General features: G+C 52.6%; 23 protein-coding genes and 2 pseudogenes. 22 read left to right on the top strand and 3 right to left on the bottom strand.

Annotation, left to right across the window (positions count from 1 at the left end; translation table 11 throughout):
- Nucleotides 1–213: 213 nt before the first annotated feature.
- Both BQ5383_RS08390 and BQ5383_RS08385 read right to left on the bottom strand, forming a co-directional pair.
- The gene (locus BQ5383_RS08390; protein ID WP_071431047.1) at nt 214–735 is read right to left on the bottom strand and encodes a cupin domain-containing protein; all 522 of its coding nucleotides are present in this window, start codon (nt 733–735) and stop codon (nt 214–216) included.
- Nucleotides 732–1,826, bottom strand: coding sequence for a Gfo/Idh/MocA family protein (locus tag BQ5383_RS08385; RefSeq protein ID WP_083389895.1), 1,095 nt, complete (start codon nt 1,824–1,826; stop codon nt 732–734). Before BQ5383_RS08385 ends, BQ5383_RS08390 begins: the two co-directional genes overlap by 4 nt.
- 355 nt (nt 1,827–2,181) lie before the next feature.
- On the opposite strand from BQ5383_RS08385, the gene mtnA reads away from it, so the two are divergent.
- Nucleotides 2,182–3,261, top strand: a complete 1,080-nt coding sequence (gene mtnA / locus BQ5383_RS08380; RefSeq protein ID WP_071431045.1) for an S-methyl-5-thioribose-1-phosphate isomerase — start codon at nt 2,182–2,184, stop codon at nt 3,259–3,261.
- A gap of 115 nt (nt 3,262–3,376) precedes the next feature.
- Here the strand turns inward: mtnA and BQ5383_RS08375 are convergent, their stop codons facing one another.
- Nucleotides 3,377–3,616 (bottom strand): hypothetical protein, encoded by a 240-nt coding sequence (locus tag BQ5383_RS08375; protein ID WP_071431043.1) that lies wholly within the window; start codon nt 3,614–3,616, stop codon nt 3,377–3,379.
- 394 nt (nt 3,617–4,010) lie between these two features.
- Here BQ5383_RS08375 and tnpA point away from each other — a divergent pair, with 394 nt between their 5' ends.
- The 21 genes and pseudogenes from tnpA (at nt 4,011) to BQ5383_RS21090 (ending at nt 18,259) form a co-directional block, all read left to right on the top strand.
- Entirely contained in the window at nt 4,011–4,481 is a 471-nt protein-coding gene (tnpA, locus tag BQ5383_RS08370) for an IS200/IS605 family transposase (protein ID WP_071428887.1), read from the top strand.
- A 374-nt stretch (nt 4,482–4,855) separates the two neighbouring features.
- Nucleotides 4,856–5,797 (top strand): RNA polymerase sigma factor, encoded by a 942-nt coding sequence (locus BQ5383_RS22070; RefSeq protein WP_071431041.1) that lies wholly within the window; start codon nt 4,856–4,858, stop codon nt 5,795–5,797.
- A 67-nt stretch (nt 5,798–5,864) separates the two neighbouring features.
- Entirely contained in the window at nt 5,865–6,080 is a 216-nt protein-coding gene (locus tag BQ5383_RS08360) for a helix-turn-helix domain-containing protein (protein ID WP_071431039.1), read from the top strand.
- A 165-nt stretch (nt 6,081–6,245) separates the two neighbouring features.
- Nucleotides 6,246–6,521, top strand: coding sequence for a hypothetical protein (locus tag BQ5383_RS08355; RefSeq protein ID WP_071431036.1), 276 nt, complete (start codon nt 6,246–6,248; stop codon nt 6,519–6,521).
- A gap of 44 nt (nt 6,522–6,565) precedes the next feature.
- Nucleotides 6,566–7,045 carry an SMI1/KNR4 family protein gene (locus BQ5383_RS08350; RefSeq protein WP_071431034.1) on the top strand — a complete coding sequence of 160 codons (480 nt, stop codon included), beginning with the start codon at nt 6,566–6,568 and terminating at the stop codon, nt 7,043–7,045.
- 333 nt (nt 7,046–7,378) lie between these two features.
- A complete protein-coding gene (locus tag BQ5383_RS08345) occupies nt 7,379–7,669 on the top strand; it encodes a DUF3847 domain-containing protein (RefSeq protein ID WP_071431032.1) in 291 nt (96 codons plus the stop codon).
- Complete coding sequence (mobQ, locus tag BQ5383_RS08340; protein ID WP_076944469.1) at nt 7,670–9,142, top strand: MobQ family relaxase; 1,473 nt, start codon at nt 7,670–7,672, stop codon at nt 9,140–9,142.
- Between the two features lie 32 nt (nt 9,143–9,174).
- Nucleotides 9,175–9,990 carry an SMI1/KNR4 family protein gene (locus BQ5383_RS08335; protein ID WP_083389894.1) on the top strand — a complete coding sequence of 272 codons (816 nt, stop codon included), beginning with the start codon at nt 9,175–9,177 and terminating at the stop codon, nt 9,988–9,990.
- Nucleotides 9,991–10,049: 59 nt separating this feature from the next.
- Nucleotides 10,050–10,400: a hypothetical protein gene (locus BQ5383_RS08330; protein ID WP_071431030.1), complete on the top strand. Its 351-nt coding sequence runs from the start codon at nt 10,050–10,052 to the stop codon at nt 10,398–10,400.
- Between the two features lie 77 nt (nt 10,401–10,477).
- Nucleotides 10,478–10,789, top strand: a complete 312-nt coding sequence (locus BQ5383_RS08325) for a recombinase family protein (RefSeq protein ID WP_071434960.1) — start codon at nt 10,478–10,480, stop codon at nt 10,787–10,789.
- Between the two features lie 93 nt (nt 10,790–10,882).
- On the top strand, nt 10,883–11,191 hold the full coding sequence (locus tag BQ5383_RS08320) for a DUF6050 family protein (protein WP_005934801.1): 309 nt from the start codon (nt 10,883–10,885) through the stop codon (nt 11,189–11,191).
- 126 nt (nt 11,192–11,317) lie between these two features.
- Complete coding sequence (locus BQ5383_RS21550) at nt 11,318–11,566, top strand: hypothetical protein (RefSeq protein WP_058966949.1); 249 nt, start codon at nt 11,318–11,320, stop codon at nt 11,564–11,566.
- Nucleotides 11,559–12,320: a phage antirepressor KilAC domain-containing protein gene (locus BQ5383_RS08310; protein WP_058966951.1), complete on the top strand. Its 762-nt coding sequence runs from the start codon at nt 11,559–11,561 to the stop codon at nt 12,318–12,320. Before BQ5383_RS21550 ends, BQ5383_RS08310 begins: the two co-directional genes overlap by 8 nt.
- Nucleotides 12,317–13,225: a DUF6017 domain-containing protein gene (locus BQ5383_RS08305; RefSeq protein WP_058967232.1), complete on the top strand. Its 909-nt coding sequence runs from the start codon at nt 12,317–12,319 to the stop codon at nt 13,223–13,225. The genes BQ5383_RS08310 and BQ5383_RS08305 overlap by 4 nt, the downstream gene beginning before the upstream one ends.
- A gap of 125 nt (nt 13,226–13,350) precedes the next feature.
- On the top strand, nt 13,351–13,842 hold the full coding sequence (locus BQ5383_RS08300; protein WP_071431028.1) for a PcfB family protein: 492 nt from the start codon (nt 13,351–13,353) through the stop codon (nt 13,840–13,842).
- Nucleotides 13,839–15,608, top strand: coding sequence for a VirD4-like conjugal transfer protein, CD1115 family (locus BQ5383_RS08295; protein WP_071431026.1), 1,770 nt, complete (start codon nt 13,839–13,841; stop codon nt 15,606–15,608). The genes BQ5383_RS08300 and BQ5383_RS08295 overlap by 4 nt, the downstream gene beginning before the upstream one ends.
- A gap of 131 nt (nt 15,609–15,739) precedes the next feature.
- Nucleotides 15,740–15,868 (top strand): annotated as a pseudogene (locus tag BQ5383_RS20065) (Maff2 family mobile element protein); the annotation flags it as partial.
- A gap of 129 nt (nt 15,869–15,997) precedes the next feature.
- Nucleotides 15,998–16,111, top strand: a pseudogene (locus BQ5383_RS20060) (helix-turn-helix domain-containing protein); the annotation flags it as partial.
- A gap of 226 nt (nt 16,112–16,337) precedes the next feature.
- A complete protein-coding gene (locus BQ5383_RS08290) occupies nt 16,338–17,030 on the top strand; it encodes a response regulator transcription factor (RefSeq protein ID WP_071431024.1) in 693 nt (230 codons plus the stop codon).
- Nucleotides 17,027–18,058: a sensor histidine kinase gene (locus BQ5383_RS08285; RefSeq protein WP_071431022.1), complete on the top strand. Its 1,032-nt coding sequence runs from the start codon at nt 17,027–17,029 to the stop codon at nt 18,056–18,058. Before BQ5383_RS08290 ends, BQ5383_RS08285 begins: the two co-directional genes overlap by 4 nt.
- A 24-nt stretch (nt 18,059–18,082) precedes the next feature.
- Nucleotides 18,083–18,259 carry a hypothetical protein gene (locus BQ5383_RS21090; RefSeq protein ID WP_172724605.1) on the top strand — a complete coding sequence of 59 codons (177 nt, stop codon included), beginning with the start codon at nt 18,083–18,085 and terminating at the stop codon, nt 18,257–18,259.
- The last annotated feature ends 7 nt before the right edge of the window (nt 18,260–18,266 follow it).

Genomic DNA, 18,266 nt, shown 5'->3' with positions numbered 1-18,266 from the left:
CAAAATGCCGGCAATCTCAAAGGATGTCCGGGTTTTCCCCGGCCCCCTTACTGGGCGGTGAGAATTTGAGCCCTTCCTTGTTTTCAGAAATCCCCGGACAGCGTGTCTCATCAAAGAAAATAAACATGATCCTCCACTGATGGCCGGAGGATAAACAAAACCCGGATGTCCTAGACATCCGGGTTTTCAGCTGTAAATGGGAAAGATCTTCTGTTACGCCTCTGTTCCGGCAGGGGCGGTGAGCAGATCGATCAGCTGAGCGTACTGGGGCAGCATCTCCTTCATGGCGGAAGGGTCGGCGTCCTCATAATCCTCATCGGTATAGCCGGGAGCCATGGTAGTGCCCACCAGAGCCCACTGCCCTCCTTCCTTCAGCCGGGAGCCCTGCCACCATCCGGCAGGGACCACCGTCTGCACCGCCATTCCTCCCAGCAGATCCTGCCCCAGGATCCGGAAGGAAGCCTCTCCCTGGGGACTGACCAGGAACATCTCCACCGGGTCCCCCAGATAGAAATGGTAGACCTCATCAGTGGGCAGCCGGTGGAGGCGGGAAAAGGTCCGGGGGGTGATGAGATACTGGATGGCAGTACCTACAGGCTTGGATTCGGCGCCGGGACGGAAGCCCTCCGGCAGCTGTTCTTTGCTGCGCCAGGTCTGCCGGAACAGTCCCCCTTCTCCGGTGAGAGGTTCCAGATTCAGCAGCTCAATGAGTTGTGAAAGGGTGGGTCTGGTCATGCTTCTTCCTCCTTCTGCGCCACCTGTACCCATTTGGAATCCTGACGGGCGCTGGCCAGGATGGCATTGGAGAGGAGAACATTGTTTCTGCCGTCCTCAAAGGTGGGATAAACCGGGTGTTCCGAAGGTTTGCCCTGAAGGACATCCTCATAAAATGCCGCCGCAAGAGAACGGAAGGTGTCGGTGAAGCCGTTGCCGAAGGCAAATACATTGCTTTCCACCGTGCCGCCCTTCCTGGCGTGGCAGAGGAGGTTATTCTGCTCGGCATTCCACCACAGGTTCTGTTTTTCTCCTGTTACCTCCAGGGAAAGAGCGTTATACCGCCCCTGGGAGATCTCCGACAGCACCATGGAGCCAATGGCCCCTCCCTGGAAACGAAGGTTGACCATGGCTGCCTCCTCGCTCTGCACCGGAAAAAGCTCCCGGCCGGGGGCGGGTTCTCCGTACAGCAGGTTCCCCTCCTGATAACGGATGGGATAGGAGCGGTCAAAGAGAGCGCTCACCGCTGTGATGCGCTTGCCGCTGATGTATTGGGCGATGTCCATCCAGTGGGAGCCAATCTCGGTAACAGCGTGCATCTCTCCGGCCAGCTTGGGATCGTACCGCCAATCCCGCAGGGAAGGAGGGGCGCTGAATTCCTGGAGATAACTGCCGTGGATCAGCAGTACCCGGCCAAAATCAGGGCTGTCCACCAGCTTTTTGGCTTGTTGGCAGGCCTGATGGAAGCGTACATTGAAGTTGACGCCGCACACCAGCCCTTTTTCCCGGGCCAGACGGGCCAGGGTATCCGCCTCGGTATTGGAGAAGCAGAGAGGCTTTTCACACAGAATGTGTTTGCCCGCCTCCAGCAGCCGGCAGGCCATTTCATAATGAAGATTGGGCGGGGTACAGAGATGGACGCAGCCCACCTGGTCCGAGAACAGTTCTTCCGGCTGCTGGGACCAGTGGGGGATTCCCCACCTTTGGGCGAAATCCCGGGCTTTGTCGGCGTTGCGGTCCACCACCACATGGATGGGGATGCCCAATCCCCGGAGGGATTCAGCGTGGGTGGCGGCAATATATCCGGCGCCCCAGATGGCGGCTTTGATCATGGAAGCGGTCACTCCTTCTGTTGGATTTTGTATTTATGCGCTGTGGGAAGCTTTGAGATCATGTCCGGTACCACACCTGTAGGGGATCATCCGATTCCCTGTGGGCAATGGACGGATGGACGGGGCGGCAGGGGAGGACTGAGTTTTCCCACCGGCAAAGTGTGGGCAGCGTGTCCACTGAGGGTATGATAACACGATTGCCCGCTCCCGCGCAACCGCAATGGCGGCAGAGAGGAAGATTGACGGGCTCCGGCCGGGACGGTATAATGAGGCTGTAAACCTTCCGCCTTTTTCTTCCCGGGATTTCCCCGGCAGGCGGGGCCGTATAAGACATCACAGACAAAAGGAGAACCATATGGAAAAGGAAAACATCCTCAATCAAGATACCGTCGCCCTGGATCAGCAGACAGACGAGCTGATCATCCTGGACCAGACACTGCTGCCTGGAGAGGTGGTACATCTTCGCCTGTCCCGGGCGGAGGATATTTACGAGGCTATCTATAAGCTGCGGGTCCGGGGAGCTCCCGCCATCGGCGTGGCTGCGGCTCTGGGACTGTATGCCGTTTGCCGCCGCCTGCCGGAGGGTGATCCGGCGGAATTTCATCGGGAGTTTGTGCGCAACCGGGACTATCTGGCCAGTGCCCGTCCCACCGCCGTCAACCTGATGTGGGCCATGGACCAGATGACCAAAGCCCTGGAGGCCCAGGGAGATGCGCCGGTGCCCCAGCTGAAGGAAGCACTGAAGGCGGAAGCGCTGCGCCTGCGGGAGGAGGATATTCAGGTATGCAGAAGCATCGGTGAGTATGGCCTGAGCCTCATCCATGATGGGGACGGCATCCTCACCCACTGCAACGCCGGCCAGCTGGCCACTGTCCGTTACGGCACCGCATTGGCGCCCATTCACCTGGGACGGGAACGGGGAATGAACTTCCGGGTCTTTACCGATGAAACCCGCCCCCTGCTTCAGGGAGCCCGTCTTTCCGCCTTCGAAATGGTGGCTCATGGAGTGGATACCACCCTCATCTGCGACAATATGGCCTCTTCGGTGATGAATAACGGTTGGGTCCAGGCGGTATTTGTGGGATGCGACCGGGTGGCGGCCAACGGTGACACCGCCAATAAGATCGGCACCTCCGGCGTAGCTATTCTGGCCAAGCATTATGGCATCCCCTTCTATGTCTGTGCCCCCACTTCCACCATCGATATGAACTGCCCCACCGGCAAGGACATTCACATCGAGCAGCGGGCCGCCGAGGAAGTGACCGAGATGTGGTACGCCAAACGGATGGCCCCCCAGGGAGTGAAGGTGTATAATCCCGCCTTCGATGTCACCAGCCAGGAGCTGATCACCGCTTTTGTCACCGAGTATGGTATCGTCCGGCCGCCCTTCTGCGATGGGCTGAAAAAGCTTTTTGAGAAAAAGCGGGAAAAGTAAAAGCATTCCTCTTCCCAAAATGGGAAAGTGATCAAAGGAAAAAATAAAAAAGCGTCCGGTTCCACCTGCTTGTGCAGGCTGCGAATCCGGGCGCTTTTGCTGTGAAGGGGAAGAATCAGTTGAGATAGTCCCCCACCGGGCTTTGGTTATATTGCTTGATGATCCTAATGCGGATGGAGCCGTCCTGCAGGACCGTTTCTTCCAGAATCTTGTATTTGGTGCGGGCCCGGTCCAGGCTCTCCTTGTAATGGCTCACCTCCTGGCGGACCCTTTTGGACCCATATTCCTGTTCCTCGCCATCCTTGAGTTGAAAGTGAAGTACCTGGCAAATACATGCTGCTTCAATCCGTTTCATCCTTTCGCCTCCCTGAAAATTGGTGACAATAAAAAGCAGCGTGACACACAACTGGATTTACGCTTTGTGCTACACGCTGTATTTTTATTATATCGAAGGGGAAAAAGCTTTTCAAAGGCGGTTTTGTACAAAATTTTACAGTTTGCTTATAGGCGGAAATAACCAGGAATATCTGCTGTAAAACAGTCACTTTCCCATTTGACGTAATAAAAACGGGATGCGGTGTCTCCAACGAGCATCCGCATCCCGTTTTCTTTTTGTGTAAAGAAAACCACGCGATAGTCGCGTGGTTCAAAAGAGCTTAAGCGGTGAAAAAGATAAAAAACTCCTAATGTGTTAAAGTAAAAACGTGACCTGCCAGTTACGCTGAAAAACACATTAGGAGGACATTAAAATGCCAGAGCAAAATAACGTCACAAACAGTCTAGCACATACGAAGTGGAATTGTAAATATCATGTGGTATTTGCGCCAAAGTATAGAAGAAAAGTATTCTATAACGAAAAAAGAGCAGCAATAAGAGATATCATCAGAACACTGTGTCAATGGAAGGGGGTTGAGATTATAGAGGGAGAAGTATGTCCAGATCACATCCATCTGCTTCTAAGTATCCCCCCAAAAATGAGTGTATCGGGATTTATGGGATACCTCAAGGGAAAAAGCAGTTTAATGATATTTCAAAAGTTTGGGAATATGAAGTTTGCATATCGGAACCGTGAATTTTGGTGCAAAGGATATTACGTGGACACAGTAGGAAAGAATACAAAAGCAATAAAAGAGTATATCGAGAACCAATTAAAGATGGATCGAGAAAGTGATCAAATAAGTCTTTACGATCCCAGAGACCCGTTTACGGGTAGCAAGTAATCCTATGCGTGGCTGGCAGGCCAATAAAAAACGCACTTGTGCGTTGCCTGTAGTATTAGGGCTATGCCCGAAACGGAAATACCCCCCGCTTAGGCGGTGGTCCATAAGACAGTGAACAACTAAATTATGGCGGCTGTCCGGCAGGAGCGGGGGCAAGCGGCACATGGACAAAAATCCATGTGCCGCTTCTTTTTTTGCCTGTTTCAAACACAATGGACTTATTCCCACTTTTCCGCTATAATCGTAGTAAACCCATCCATTCCTTTCCCATCCGGGATTTTTTCAAAAAATCTGAAAAAAGTTTGGAAACATTGGAACAATCCGGCCCTTCCCAAGCCATATAGAGTAGAGGGCCAGAAACGGAGGTGACGCGCATGGCACAGCAGAACAGCCCCAAAGGTTTCCTTGTGGTGCTGCCCGGAGAGATCATCGAGATACCGCAGGACGATGATAAATCGTGGCTGACCCTGTTTTACAGCCTGCCGGTGGAGCTGGCGGGGAAATGGAAGCCCGCCCTTACCCTGCCCCGCAGCCCCTATGAGGTGCTTCGGACGGACAAATACGACCCCATCATCCGGCACGATATGTTTAAGCTGCTGGTGTGGGACTGCTATTCCTGGACGGCGTGGCAATTCTTTCAGGTAAAAGACCGCAGAGGGAACTACCGGGACATTCCCGGCGACCGGGAGCAATACGCGGGCCACTCCCCCCTGTGGCGGCTGTCCTACGCCATCATCCCCTATCTCCGCATGAAGTTTGAGCAAAACGGCCTTTCCTTCCAGAGCCTGTACAATATGCCGCCGGGGATGGAGGTGCCGTGGCTGACCTACCAGCAATTCAGCAACCTTGTGGGGAACCTGACCGACATGGTGATCGCGGAGCAGAACTGGCAGCCAGTCATTGACGCGATGTGGGAGAACCGGGCGGTGGAGGACTACGACAGCCGGGGCAGCACCGTCAAGACGAACTTTTTGCGGAAATGGCACCACGACCGCTCCGGCAAGGCCATCTCGTTAGAGGAACTGATGGAGAGCGGCGGCGAGTTTTCCCAGGTGGCAGACCCGCGGGCGGACTTTGAGAACTCCGTCCTGTCCCAAATGCAGATTGACACCTTCGCGGCGGGGCATATCAACGACACCGACAAGGAGATATTGAAGCTCCGCATGGAGGGCTACACCGAGCAGGAGATCGCGGACAGGGTGGGCTACAAGACCGCCAGCGCGGTACACAAGCGGATCGCCAGGATCGCAGGGGCCTATGAGGACTTTGTGCTATCCGAATATCAGCAGTATTTAGACAGGCACGACAGCAAATAAGGCGCATGGAGCGGCAGCCGCCGGGGACGGGGGCCGCCGCTTTTTCACGGGCCGGAAAGGAGGACAAATGCCGGAACCTTTTGCAGCGTTTCCCGATGTGATGAATGTGCGGGAGCTGGCCGCCGCGCTCCACCTGTCCAGAGCCGGGGCCTACAACCTGATGAACGCGCCGGACTTCCCCACGCTGAAAATCGGGGGGCGCAAGCTGGTGATGAAGCAGGACTTGATCGCCTATCTGCGCCGCCACACCAACGGGGGCGGCAATCCCGGTCAAGAGCCGTAAAAAACGAAAATCAGGCGATAACAGCGGCCCGGAACGGACTGTGACCCGTCCGGGCGATTTTGAACGCGAAAACGCTGTTTTTCCCAAGTCAAGAGCTGGGAAAAAGAGGCGAAAAAGACCCCTCTCGCGTGACGGGGCAAAAATTAAGGGAAAGGAGCGGAGGACATGAAAACAGGATTGAAGAAAAGCCAGAAAACGACTATAATTGAGTTTGACGAGCAAGGCCCCCGAATCACCGTCAGCACCCACAACACGGACTTGAAGAACCGGCTGGGAGCCTACGCCCGCCGCTGGCCGGAGCATTGTCAGGAGGTGGACGATGACGGCTGGGGCTGCAAGACCTTTGAGATCGACAAGGGCCGCTTCTGTTTCCGACTGACCGCGCCATACAGCGAGGAACGCCGGGAGGCGGCGAGGAAGTTTGCGAGGGAACATTTTTGAAAGCAGCCTAAGAAATAGTCTTGCACTTGAAAGAAGGTAAGCGAGTGAGCATTATTGACAACATCAATAAACAATTAAAGTTTGATAAAGATGAAGTATATCCGGGTGGAAAAGAAATAATTAAACAAATTGTTGAAAAGGCACCGATACAACTACCTGCTGATTATTATGAATTTTTAAGTTGTATTTCTGGTACTGGAAATATTGGCAGTATAGAATTTGAAATTGAAAGCGATGATGAAGATATTGGAAGCATACCTATTTGTCTTTGGTCAGCAAACAGGGCCTTAGGTATGCAAAATGAGTTTGCACATCCTATGAAAGAAGACTTTATCAGTAAGGTTTGGTTTATTGGTGATGATTTAGGCGATATGGTTTATTTTTATGGATTTGGCAACGATGGATTTGGCGTATATTTTGTGGAAGCAGGCAGCTTAGGTTTTGAATATGCGTATAAAATAGCAGACACACTCACAGATTTTCTCGTCAATGGAATCGGAATTGATTTTATAACAGCACTATGAGGATGTAACTGAAAACCCTTTAGGAACTAAAGGGCGCACTTCTATACATAGCCTAACGGCCATGTATTCGTGCGCTCTGCGAGGCGGAACGGCGGATTGCCAGACAGAGCAACCCGCCGTTTTTGCGTCGCTACGCTCCGTCCAAGGGGGTGCCCCCCTTGCGCGGCTTACGCCGCTTACCCCGCCCGCCCCCGGAAGGGGGACACCCGCTGGCGCGTCTGTCCCCCTTCCGAGGGCCTGATAACCGAACACCGACACCCTGACCGCTTTCCGGCACCCACCCGGAGGACGGTCATTTTTTTCGCCCATTTTCAGAAAAGGAGGTCAACGACCATGAGCAAAGATTTGGAACAGCTCCGGCGGGAATACGCCGAGAACGAGGCCAAGCTGCAACAGTACCAGCACCGGGTACAGCGGTTGGAGCAGCGGAAAAAATACTATGAGAAGGGGGAGCGGCAGAAACGCGCCCACCGCCTGATTACCAGAGGGGCCGCCGTGGAGAGCGTGGCCCCGGAGGTCAAGCCCCTGTCCGAGCAGGGCTTCTATTCCCTTGCCGAGCAGATTTTCTCCATGCCGGAGGTGCGGGCCGCTGTCCATGCCGCCGCCCAGCGGGAGGGCAAGTAAATGGCCCTGTTTCATTTGACGGTCACGCAGGTACAGCGCAGCGCCGGACAGTCTGCCATCGCGTCCGCCGCCTACCGCGCCGGGGAGCGGCTTTACAGTGAACGCTACGGAGAGTACAGCGACTACACCCACAAGGGCGGCGTGATCTGCTCCGATATTCTCCTGCCCCCGCAGGCCCCGCCCGAATACCAAGACCGGCAGGCCCTGTGGAACGCCGTGGAAGAAGTGGAACGCCACAAGGACGCCCAGCTCGCGTACAGCTTTGATATTGCCTTGCAGAACGAGTTTTCACTGGAAGAAAACATCGCCCTTGCAAGGCAGTTTTTGTTGGAGCAGTTTGTCAGCCGGGGCATGGTGGTGGACTTCGCCGTACACCAGCCCGACAAGGAGGACGGGGGCATCCCCAACCCCCACTTCCATGTCCTCTGCCCCATCCGGCCCATTCTGGAAAGCGGCAAATGGGGCTACAAGCAGCGGCGCGTCTACCGGCTGGACGAGGACGGGAACCGCATTTTGGACGAGAAGGGCAAGCCCCTCTTTGACGCGGTGCCCACCACCGACTGGGGCCGCCCGGAAACGCTGGAAGCGTGGCGGGAAACCTGGGCCAAGATGTGCAACGCCAAGTTTGAGGAAAAGGGGTTGCCCTGCCGGATCGACCACCGCTCCTATCTGCGGCAGGGGCTTGATCTGCTCCCAACCGTCCATGAGGGGCCAGCGGTGCGGCAGATGGAGGCGCGGGGGATCGCCACCGACAAGGGGGAACTCAACCGCTGGATCAAGGCCACCAACGCCCTCTTGAAAGAGCTGCGGCAGAAGGTCAAGGCCCTGTTCGGCTGGCTGAACGAGGTGCGGGAGGAACTTTCCAAGCCCCAGGCCCCCGCCCTCGCCGACCTGTTATCCGCCTACTACGGGGCGCGGAACGCGGGGGCGTGGAGCAGCAAGGGCAAGGTGGGCAATCTCCAAAAGTTTGCCGACACCGTGAACTACCTGACCGAGCAGAAGCTCTACACCGTGGACGATCTGGAGGCCCGCGTCACTTCCCACAGCGACGCGATGGACGATTTGAAAAGGAGTATGGACAAGAAGAAATCGCGGATGAAGGAGCTGGACGGCCTGCTGGAACAGGCGGAACGCTACCAGGAGCTGAAACCCATCCACACCCAGCTCAACGCCATCCACCGCAAGGGCCAGCGGGAGAAATTCAAGGCCGCCCATGAGGGGGAGCTGCGGCAGTTTTATATGGCCCGCCGCAAGCTGGAGCCCCACTTCACGCCGGAGGGAAAGCTGCCCCTGTCCAAGTGGCGGACGGAGCGGGGGAAGCTGCAACAGGCGTATCAGGAGGACTACGCCAAGTACAAGCCCATCCGGGACGACCTGATGAAGCTGTACCAAGTGAAATCCACCGTGGACACCGCCCGGCGGCGGCAGGAGCAGGCCCACACCCAGCGCCGGGACAGGGATATGGAGCGGTAAGGGACTTCCCATTTCCCGACGGGGATGGTACAATGGAATTGATTTTTGACGGGCCGCCCCTGCTGGGACAAAGTGTCCCAAAGGTGGGGCAGGAAATGGAGAGGGGCGTTTACATGGGAATTTTTGATAAACTAAAAGATAGCAAGAATGATAAGACATTTGAGGACAAATTGTCTTATCTAAAAAAATACCATAGAGATGTAGAGTTAATCTCATCTAAAGTTGAAAATATCATAGAAATCCCGGAGTCATGGAAGAAAATTTTCTGTATAAACAAAAAAGAGGAAAGGATTGCTGTAACAATCAAGTGCTGGAAAGCCTTGTTTGCAAATGAGTTAAGAAATACTATTCTGTATTTAGAAGAAAATTTACTTGATGTAAATCTAATTAAATATCAAGGAAAATACTCTATTTTATATAGTATACTCTCGTCTAATAAAAAAGTGTTATATTATGAGGGTGGAAATTGCAATACCACACACTTCCCCAGTAAACTACAATCTAAATTGGACAACCTTCCAAGCAGCATTGTCAAGTTTTATCAAGAACTTCATAACGGCTTCTTTTACTATGCAAGCGGAGGAATGGGATTGTTAGAATCCAATGATATCGTTGTATTTGATGATGAAGAATGGGGTATTCTTGATGATTTGAAACAGCCATTGAAAATTTACCTGCCAACTACTTTTGGAATATTTGGTTCTGGAATGGGCGGATATGTTGCAGTGGATTTGTCTGATTGTGATAGTTGTAAGGCAACATTGTGGTTTAGCAATCGACAGCCCGAATATGATATAAACTTTTGGGATATTGTCGATGAATGGATTGTACTTGGAATGCAAGGGTAAATTAGGCACGGCCAGCAGGCCGCGCCTTTCTCATGCAAAAAATGAAAGGAGCGCAGACCATGAACAACAAGGAACACAAGGAATTTACCCCGGAGGAATTAGAGGAAATCCGGGCCTATGCCGAACAGGAGGCCGCCGCCCCGGACGAATACCGCTTCTCCAACCCCGACCCCTACGCCAAGCCGGAGCCTGCCCCGGAGGGCCAGCCCCGCCGCTTCTGGTTTGACGCGGAGGGCCATATCCGCGTCAAAAACCTTTCCGCCTTCTGGCTGCCGGAGCTTACCTTGCAGCGGGAGATCGGCGGCACCGTTTACTCCGTCACAGGCAGCTATGAGGGGACGGAAACGCTGGACAGAAAATTAAAGCGCATTATGGAGCAAAACGCCGGAGAAATGGAGGGACAGGCATGACAAACGCCCCAAAAGCTGATATAATAAAGGCACCCGATCCTGTACGGACAGTTGCCCCCATAAAGGAGGAAACAGAAATGTTACGGGCAACTGATAAAATCACAGCACTTTACTGCCGCTTGTCACAGGAGGACGCCAACGAGGGCGAGAGTAATTCCATATCGAATCAAAAGCGCATTTTGGAGCAGTACGCGAGGGATCACCGCTTCCCCAACCCCGTGTTTTTCGTGGATGACGGTTACAGCGGGACGAGCTTCCAGCGGCCCGGCTTTCAGAAAATGCTGGACGAGATCGAGGCCGGCCATGTGGCCGTGTGTATCGTCAAAGATTATTGTGCGATAATAGGACTAAATCAGAAAGACCTTGAAAACCAAGGCATTCTGGCTTAGTCCCTTCTTTTTTTGACCGAAAACAAAGGACTTTCACAATAATCAAGCAAGCCGGAGGGTGCTGCTGCACACTTCCGGCAGAAGGAGGATATAGTGGGTGCTATCAAAGTCTTCTTGAAGGAGGTTCTGCTTCCAATCGCGCTTGCGTTCTGCCTCGCGTCATTTCTCAAGCCGATCTATATGCCTGACGGCGTATGCGACTACTTTCTTATGTGGATCTGCGTTGGATTACCGTTCGGCATCCGGAGGATGTGCCTCTGGCTCGTTCCCAGCGGCTACGGTATCTCCGGCTCAGTCGGCATCTTCGCATTGAACTTAATCATAGGCGGTCTTATCGGAGGACTTGCCTTCTTCATCGGGCTGCTGCTCGGTGTCATTCATACCATCCGAGAAATAATCTGAACTACATCGTAAACGAAGAGGGTTTGTTTCTTCTCCAATTTGGAGTAAGAAGCAAACCCTCTTTTTTTGTTGCCCAAAAGCCGGAATATTTGCTGGCGATGCGGCGAAGGAAAGGAGTTTTTAAGTATGAAACGCATGACAGCCGGTGATCTGCAAGCACTGGAATTGCTGATGCAGACCACACCCGGCTTTGAGCATTTTGACAGCGGCGCGGATGGCATTCTCCCTGAGTGCCGAAGCTGCCGCTTTCACCGTCCTCACTGGAAATATCAATCCTGCGTGTTTGCAGAGTGTCCTTACTGCTGCAATCCCGTTTCAACCCTCAAAAATCAAAGTGGCACATCTGCTGCCGGAAAGGAAGTCAGTCATGGATAACAAAATCGAAGTCTTCAAGAATGAACAGTTCGGTGAGGTGCGAACGATCCTCGAAGGGGAAACACTCCTGTTCTGCGGTTCAGATATTGCGAAAGCACTTGGATATGCCCGACCCGGAAAGGCAATTATTGATCACTGCAAGGGTGTCCTAAAACGGGACACCCTTACAAGCGGTGGTATGCAGTCCCTTTCCTATATACCGGAGGGCGATGTTTACCGACTGATTGTTCACAGCAAACTCCCTGCTGCTGAGAAGTTTGAACACTGGCTGTTCGATGAAGTTGTCCCCACCATCCGCAAGACAGGCGGCTACATGACGGACTCCCTTCTGGAACGTATTCAGAAGGAACCGGCGGTCATTGTGGAGTTTGCTCAGGCGTTGATTCTGGAAAAGAATCGTGTGAAGGCTCTTGAGTGTGAGCTGAACACAGCGAAGCCTAAAGCTGATTACTACGACGCCTTCATCAATCCGGATGACTGCACCAATATCCGAACGACGGCGAAGGAACTGAAAATCCCGGAGCGCAAGTTCGTCCAGTTTCTTCTCAGGGAGAAGTACCTGTTCCGCTCTCCCTCCGGGCAGCTTCTTCCCTACAACAAGGACAGCAATGCCGGACTGTTCATCGTCCGCGATTTCGTGACGTACTGCTACACCGGTTCTCAGACCTACTTCACGCCGAAGGGCAAGGAGGTCATCCGAGTGAAGTTCCAGAAAAAGTGCGCCGAAGAGCTGCTTCCCAAGATGGCAAGGTGATTTCTGTGGCAGTCTATCGCGTAAACAAGAATCGCGGCTATACGGTCATGGCGAACTTTCACCTCCGCGACAAGAGCCTGTCACTCAAGGCAGTCGGGCTTCTCTCAAAGATGCTCTCATTCAATGACGGCTGGAAGTTCTCCACCAAGGGACTTTCCGCAATCTGCAAGGAAGGTCCGGATGCCATTCTCTCCGCGCTTCGTGAGCTTGAAAAACACGGCTACCTCGTCAGGCACCGGCAGAGAGACGGTAAAGGCAGGATGAGCAGTACAATCTTTGAGATATACGAAGAGCCGCAGGAGTCCACGCCAGAACAGGAAATGCCACACACGGAAAATCCATGTGTGGAGAAGCCAGATGTGGATAATCCACGCGGGGATAAGTCCGCACAAATAAATACTAATCAAGTAATTACCCAAGAAAGAAATACTCTCTCAAAGAACTATCAATCCATCAATCTTGATGGGATGGACAGGATGGATGAGCGAAGCGAGTATGAAGAGATTATCAAAGAGAATCTTGATTACGACATTCTCTGTCAGGATCCGAAGTTCGATAAAGACCGCTTCCGGGAGATCATGGACATCATGCTGGATGCTGTCTGCTCTACCGCTCCGACCATCCGTATCAACGGCGAGGATATGCCGCAGCAAGTGGTCAAGTCCCGCTTTCTCAAACTGAATAGCAGCCACATTGAGTACGTTCTGGAAGCAATGAACAAGAATCCGTCAGACATCCGCAATATCCGGGCGTACCTGTTGACCGCTCTGTATAACGCCTCTCTGACGATAGACAATTATTACTCTGCGCTTGTCAACCATGATTTCTACGGGCAGGACAGATCAGCAGAGTCAAAGAAGCCCAAGACCTACGATTATAGCCTTTGTGAAGATACTTTTTATTGAATACCATCGTGAGCATTGCTCGGAAAGGAGGACATTGCAAATGAAAATCATCTATCGCCGGATTGTGCCGCCTTAGCTGATGCAGCATTCCCACAATCATTCCAAGGAAAGGAGGTATCACTGCAATGCAGGATGAAGTCAACACCAAAGTTGTTGCAATCATGATCAAGGGCGGCAAAATCTCTGCCGAGGTACTGAAAAAGGCGCTGGACAAGTTCGTTCAGGAAATTGAGAAGGCACAGAAGCAGATGCAGCAGCCCAAAGCCTATCGCGGCAAGCAGTCCATCAAGCATCTGATGAGCCAGAACGCCGCCATCTCCAACATCGAAGTGACGGACGGCAACATCAAGTCCTTTGAGCGGACTGCCAGCAAATACGGTCTGGACTTTGCGCTCAAGAAGGACGTTTCCGTTGAGCCGCCCAGCTATCTTGTCTTCTTCAAGGGACGGGACGTTGATGTTATGACCGCCGCGTTCAAGGAGTTCTCCGCCAAAACCGTCAAGCAGAAGGAACAGCCGTCCATCCGGCACAAGCTGGATCAGGAGAAAACTCAGAGCAAGGCGCAGCACAAGGAGAAGGTCAAGGTCAAAACCAAGGATCGGGGTGTGGAGCTGTGAACAAACCCGATGTGAAGAAGCTCGTTCTTCTGAACCTTCCGTATATCTTCGCCTTCTACTTTGCAGATAAGATCGCCGCCGTGTTCCGTCTCGCACCCGGCACAGAGTTCATCGACAAGCTGACAAACGGTTTTGCCGTGTTCGGCACAGCCTTCGCAAATCCGCTGCCCAGCTTTCAGCCCGTCGATCTGCTCATCGGTCTGATTGCCGGTGCGCTGCTCAAGTTGGCGGTCTACGTCAAAGGCAAGAATCGCAAGAAGTTACGGCAGGGCGAAGAATACGGATCTGCCCGCTGGGGAAACGAAAAGGACATCAAGCCGTACATGGACCCGGAGTTCTCCAACAACGTCATTCTGACGCAGACGGAGTTCCTGACCATGAACAGCCGCCCGAAGCAGCCGAAATACGCCCGCAACAAAAATATCCTTGTCATCGGCGGTTCCGGCTCAGGTAAGACACGCTTTTTCGTGAAGCCGAACCTGATGCAGATGCACAGTAGCTATGTTGTGACTGACCCGAAGGGTACGGTACTGGTGGAGTGCGGCAAGATGCTCGAAAAGGGCGGCTATGTCATCAAGTCGCTGAACACCATCAATTTCCGGAAATCCATGCACTACAACCCTTTTAGCTACATCCGCAGCGAGAAGGACATCCTCAAGCTGGTCAATACGATCATCGTCAACACGAAGGGAGACGGCGATAAGTCCGGCGAAGATTTTTGGGTAAAGGCGGAAAAGCTCTACTACACAGCTCTCATCGGCTACATCTGGTACGAGGCACCCGACCACGAGAAAAACTTTACTACCCTGCTCGAAATGATCAATGCCTCAGAAGCCAGAGAGGACGATGAGACCTTCAAGAACCCCGTGGATGTCATGTTCGATGAGCTGGAAGCCCGCGATCCTGACCACTTTGCGGTCAAGCAATACCGCAAATACAAGCTGGCGGCTGGCAAAACCGCGAAGTCGATCCTGATTTCCTGCGGTGCAAGGCTTGCGCCCTTCGACATCGCAGAGCTGCGGGAACTGATGAGCTACGATGAGATGGAGCTGGACACCATCGGAGACCGGAAGACGGCGCTGTTCGTCATCATTTCCGATACCGATGACACCTTCAATTTCGTCGTGGCAATCATGTATTCCCAGCTCTTCAACCTTTTGTGCGATAAAGCAGATGACGTTTACAACGGTCGGCTTCCCGTTCATGTGCGCTGTCTGCTCGATGAGTTTGCGAACATCGGTCAAATCCCGAAGTTTGATAAGCTCATCGCCACCATCCGAAGCCGGGAAATCTCGGCGTCAATCATCTTGCAGTCCCAGTCTCAGCTCAAGACCATCTACAAGGACGCGGCGGACACCATCACGGGCAACTGCGACTGCACACTTTTTCTTGGTGGCAAGGAGAAATCGACCCTCAAGGAAATCAGCGAGGTGCTGGGCAAGGAGACAATCGACCTTTACAACACCTCAGAAACCCGTTCCAGCAACAACTCCTACGGCTTGAATTACCAGAAAACCGGCAAGGAACTGATGTCTCAGGATGAGATCGCCGTCATGGACGGAGCCAAGTGTATTTTGCAGCTTCGAGGCGTGAGACCTTTTCTCAGTAACAAATACGACATTACGAAGCATCCAAAGTACCGGCAGCTCTCCGACTACGACAAGCGGAACACCTTTGACATCGAGAAGTATCGGCAGCACAAGCTGGTAGTCAAGCCTGATGACACATTCGACCTCTATGATATGGGCGAGGTCGAAGCGGATTAAAGCCCCGTCGCTGCACTGCGCAGTGGGTAAAGCCTGATGGCTCCCAAAGCAGAACAGCGACGGGGCTTCTTTTTTTATGCCCATTTTCAAAAATACACAACCAATCTTTTTCAAATCAAGGAGGAAAATCTATGGCTTTCATCAATCAGGCTGTCACGGTTCTTCAGACGCTCGTTATCGCCCTCGGTGCCGGTCTCGCGGTGTGGGGTGTTATCAACCTCATGGAAGGCTACGGCAACGACAATCCGGCGGCTAATGCTCATGTGCGGTAAAGTAACACAATAATTTGATAGGCAACCGCCCCTATTCCGTAATTTGAAAGACCGGCTATAAAAAGTTGTATCCGTATGGTATAATAAAAACAAAAAATATCAAGGTGGTAAACGCTTATGGAATTTCACGAAAAGCTGCAAGAACTTAGAAAACAAAAAAATCTAACACAAGAAGAACTTTCTGAAATACTGTTTGTTTCACGAACTGCCATTTCAAAATGGGAGTCAGGAGTTTCCCATAGTTAAAGATACCACACCAAATATGATGAACCCACGCTTATACACTACCAGCTATAATAAACCGCAAGGACAGCAATTTGATGATACTGCTGTCCTTTCTTTTATAAAATTGCAGTACACATAAAAAAGCTGTAAAATGATAAATATATTTGTCCTTGTAACAATTCTCGGACATTTGCCTGTTATACTATCTGCAAAAAGCAAAGGAAGTGAGAATATGGAGCAGATTTTAATTGTCGAGGACGACAGTTTTTTGAATAAGATGTTAGACTATAACCTGACCGCAGACGGCTACGGCGTGACTTCTGCCCTAAATGCCAGAACCGCAGCCGACGCCATCCGCCAGCGGGAATTTGATTTAGTGCTGCTGGACATCAACCTGCCGGACGGCAACGGTTTTGAGCTGTGCAAACTGATAAAGCCCCAGCACCCGGACACCATCGTAATTTTCCTGACCGCCAACGATCAGGAGAGCAACCAGATACGGGGCTATGAGGTGGGCGCGGTGGACTACATCACAAAGCCCTTTGTGATCGGGGCCTTGCAGCGGAAAATCAAAGCCATGTTCGCCATGCTGGAACACCACAAACCGGCCAAGGACATTTATGACGACGGGCGGCTGTTTCTGGACTTCTCGGAGCAGACGGCTTCCCTAAACGGCAAGCCCCTGACCCTATCCCCGATGGAATATAAAATGCTGAACCTGTTTCGTAAAAATCCCCGGCAAGTGCTGACCCGTGGGCAGCTTTTGGAAAAGCTGTGGGATATAGACGAAAGGTTTGTGGACGAACACACCTTGACAACCTCCATCAGCCGGATTCGCAGCAAGATCGAATCCGACGGCGGCGCGCCCTACATCAAGACCGTTTACGGCATGGGTTATCAATGGACGGGAGGCGAGGCGAAATGAAGTTTCAAAACCTCTCGGTAAAGCGGCTGTTTGGCCGGGTGGCAATGGGGCTTGTCCTCTCCATGTCCGGGATCACCATAGCCCTGTTTCTTGTGACAAAACAGACGGCGGTGCTGCTGACGGGCGGGGCGCTGCTGCTGTGTGCCCTTGTGGGGATTTTTGTGCTGACGCAGGCGTTTGGAAAGCGGCTGTCGCAGTTTACCGCTGACCTGTGCCAGACCTTAGACCACATGATCGCCGGGAATGAAGCGCCCCAGCGGCCAGAGGACAGCGAAACCCAGCTTGCCAGAATCGGGCACCGGCTGGCAAGGCTTTATCAGATCATGCAGGAGAACCGCCGCCGGGTGGACGAGGAGCGGCAGGAATTACAGACCCTTGTATCGGATATTTCCCATCAAGTGAAAACGCCGGTAAGCAATCTGAAAATGGCGACGGACACCCTGCTGGAAAAGCCTATGACCGAGGTGGAGCGTACCGACTTTATCCGGGGAATCCACAGCCAGACGGATAAGCTGGACTTTCTCTTTCAGGCCCTTGTGAAAACCTCCCGACTAGAAACGGGCGTGATCCAGTTGGATAAGAAGCCGGGCCGCCTTTTTGATACCGTGGCGCAGGCCATGAGTGGGATCGTGTATGCAGCGGAGAAAAAGGAAATCGCCGTGTCCGTGGACTGCCCAGAGGATTTGACCGTTTCCCATGACAGCAAGTGGACATCGGAAGCCCTCTTTAATCTGCTGGACAATGCGGTGAAGTACACCCCGGCAGGCGGGAAAATCGCCGTGTCGGTGGTGCTGTGGGAAATGTATGTGGAGATCAAAGTGACCGACACTGGCAAAGGAATTTCTGAAAGCAATCAGGCCGCCATCTTCCGGCGCTTCTATCGTGAGGAAGAAGTACACGAACAGCAGGGCGTGGGCATTGGCCTGTATCTGGCCCGTGAGATCGTAACGCGGCAGGGCGGCTATATCAAAGTGGTTTCGGAGCCGGGCAAGGGTTCGGAATTTTCCATTATGCTGCCGACAAAATGAAAGTAAACTTATGGAGGCAAAGATATGATGTATCGTACAGAATTATTAGAAGAAATTACCGTTGAAAATGTAACAGAGAAAATCAATGCAAAAATAGAAGAAATGGAAAAGCAAAGCTATCGGCTTGTCACAATGTCATTTTGGGGAACAGAAAAAGCTGTATTGGTTTTCAAAAAGGGGATGAAAGGCAGCTTGCTTTGAACTGTTG

Source organism: Angelakisella massiliensis (genome assembly GCF_900104675.1).
GTDB lineage: Bacteria > Bacillota > Clostridia > Oscillospirales > Ruminococcaceae > Angelakisella > Angelakisella massiliensis.
Note: the sequence above shows the minus strand (reverse complement) of the source record. Positions and strands in the feature narration are given on the sequence as shown.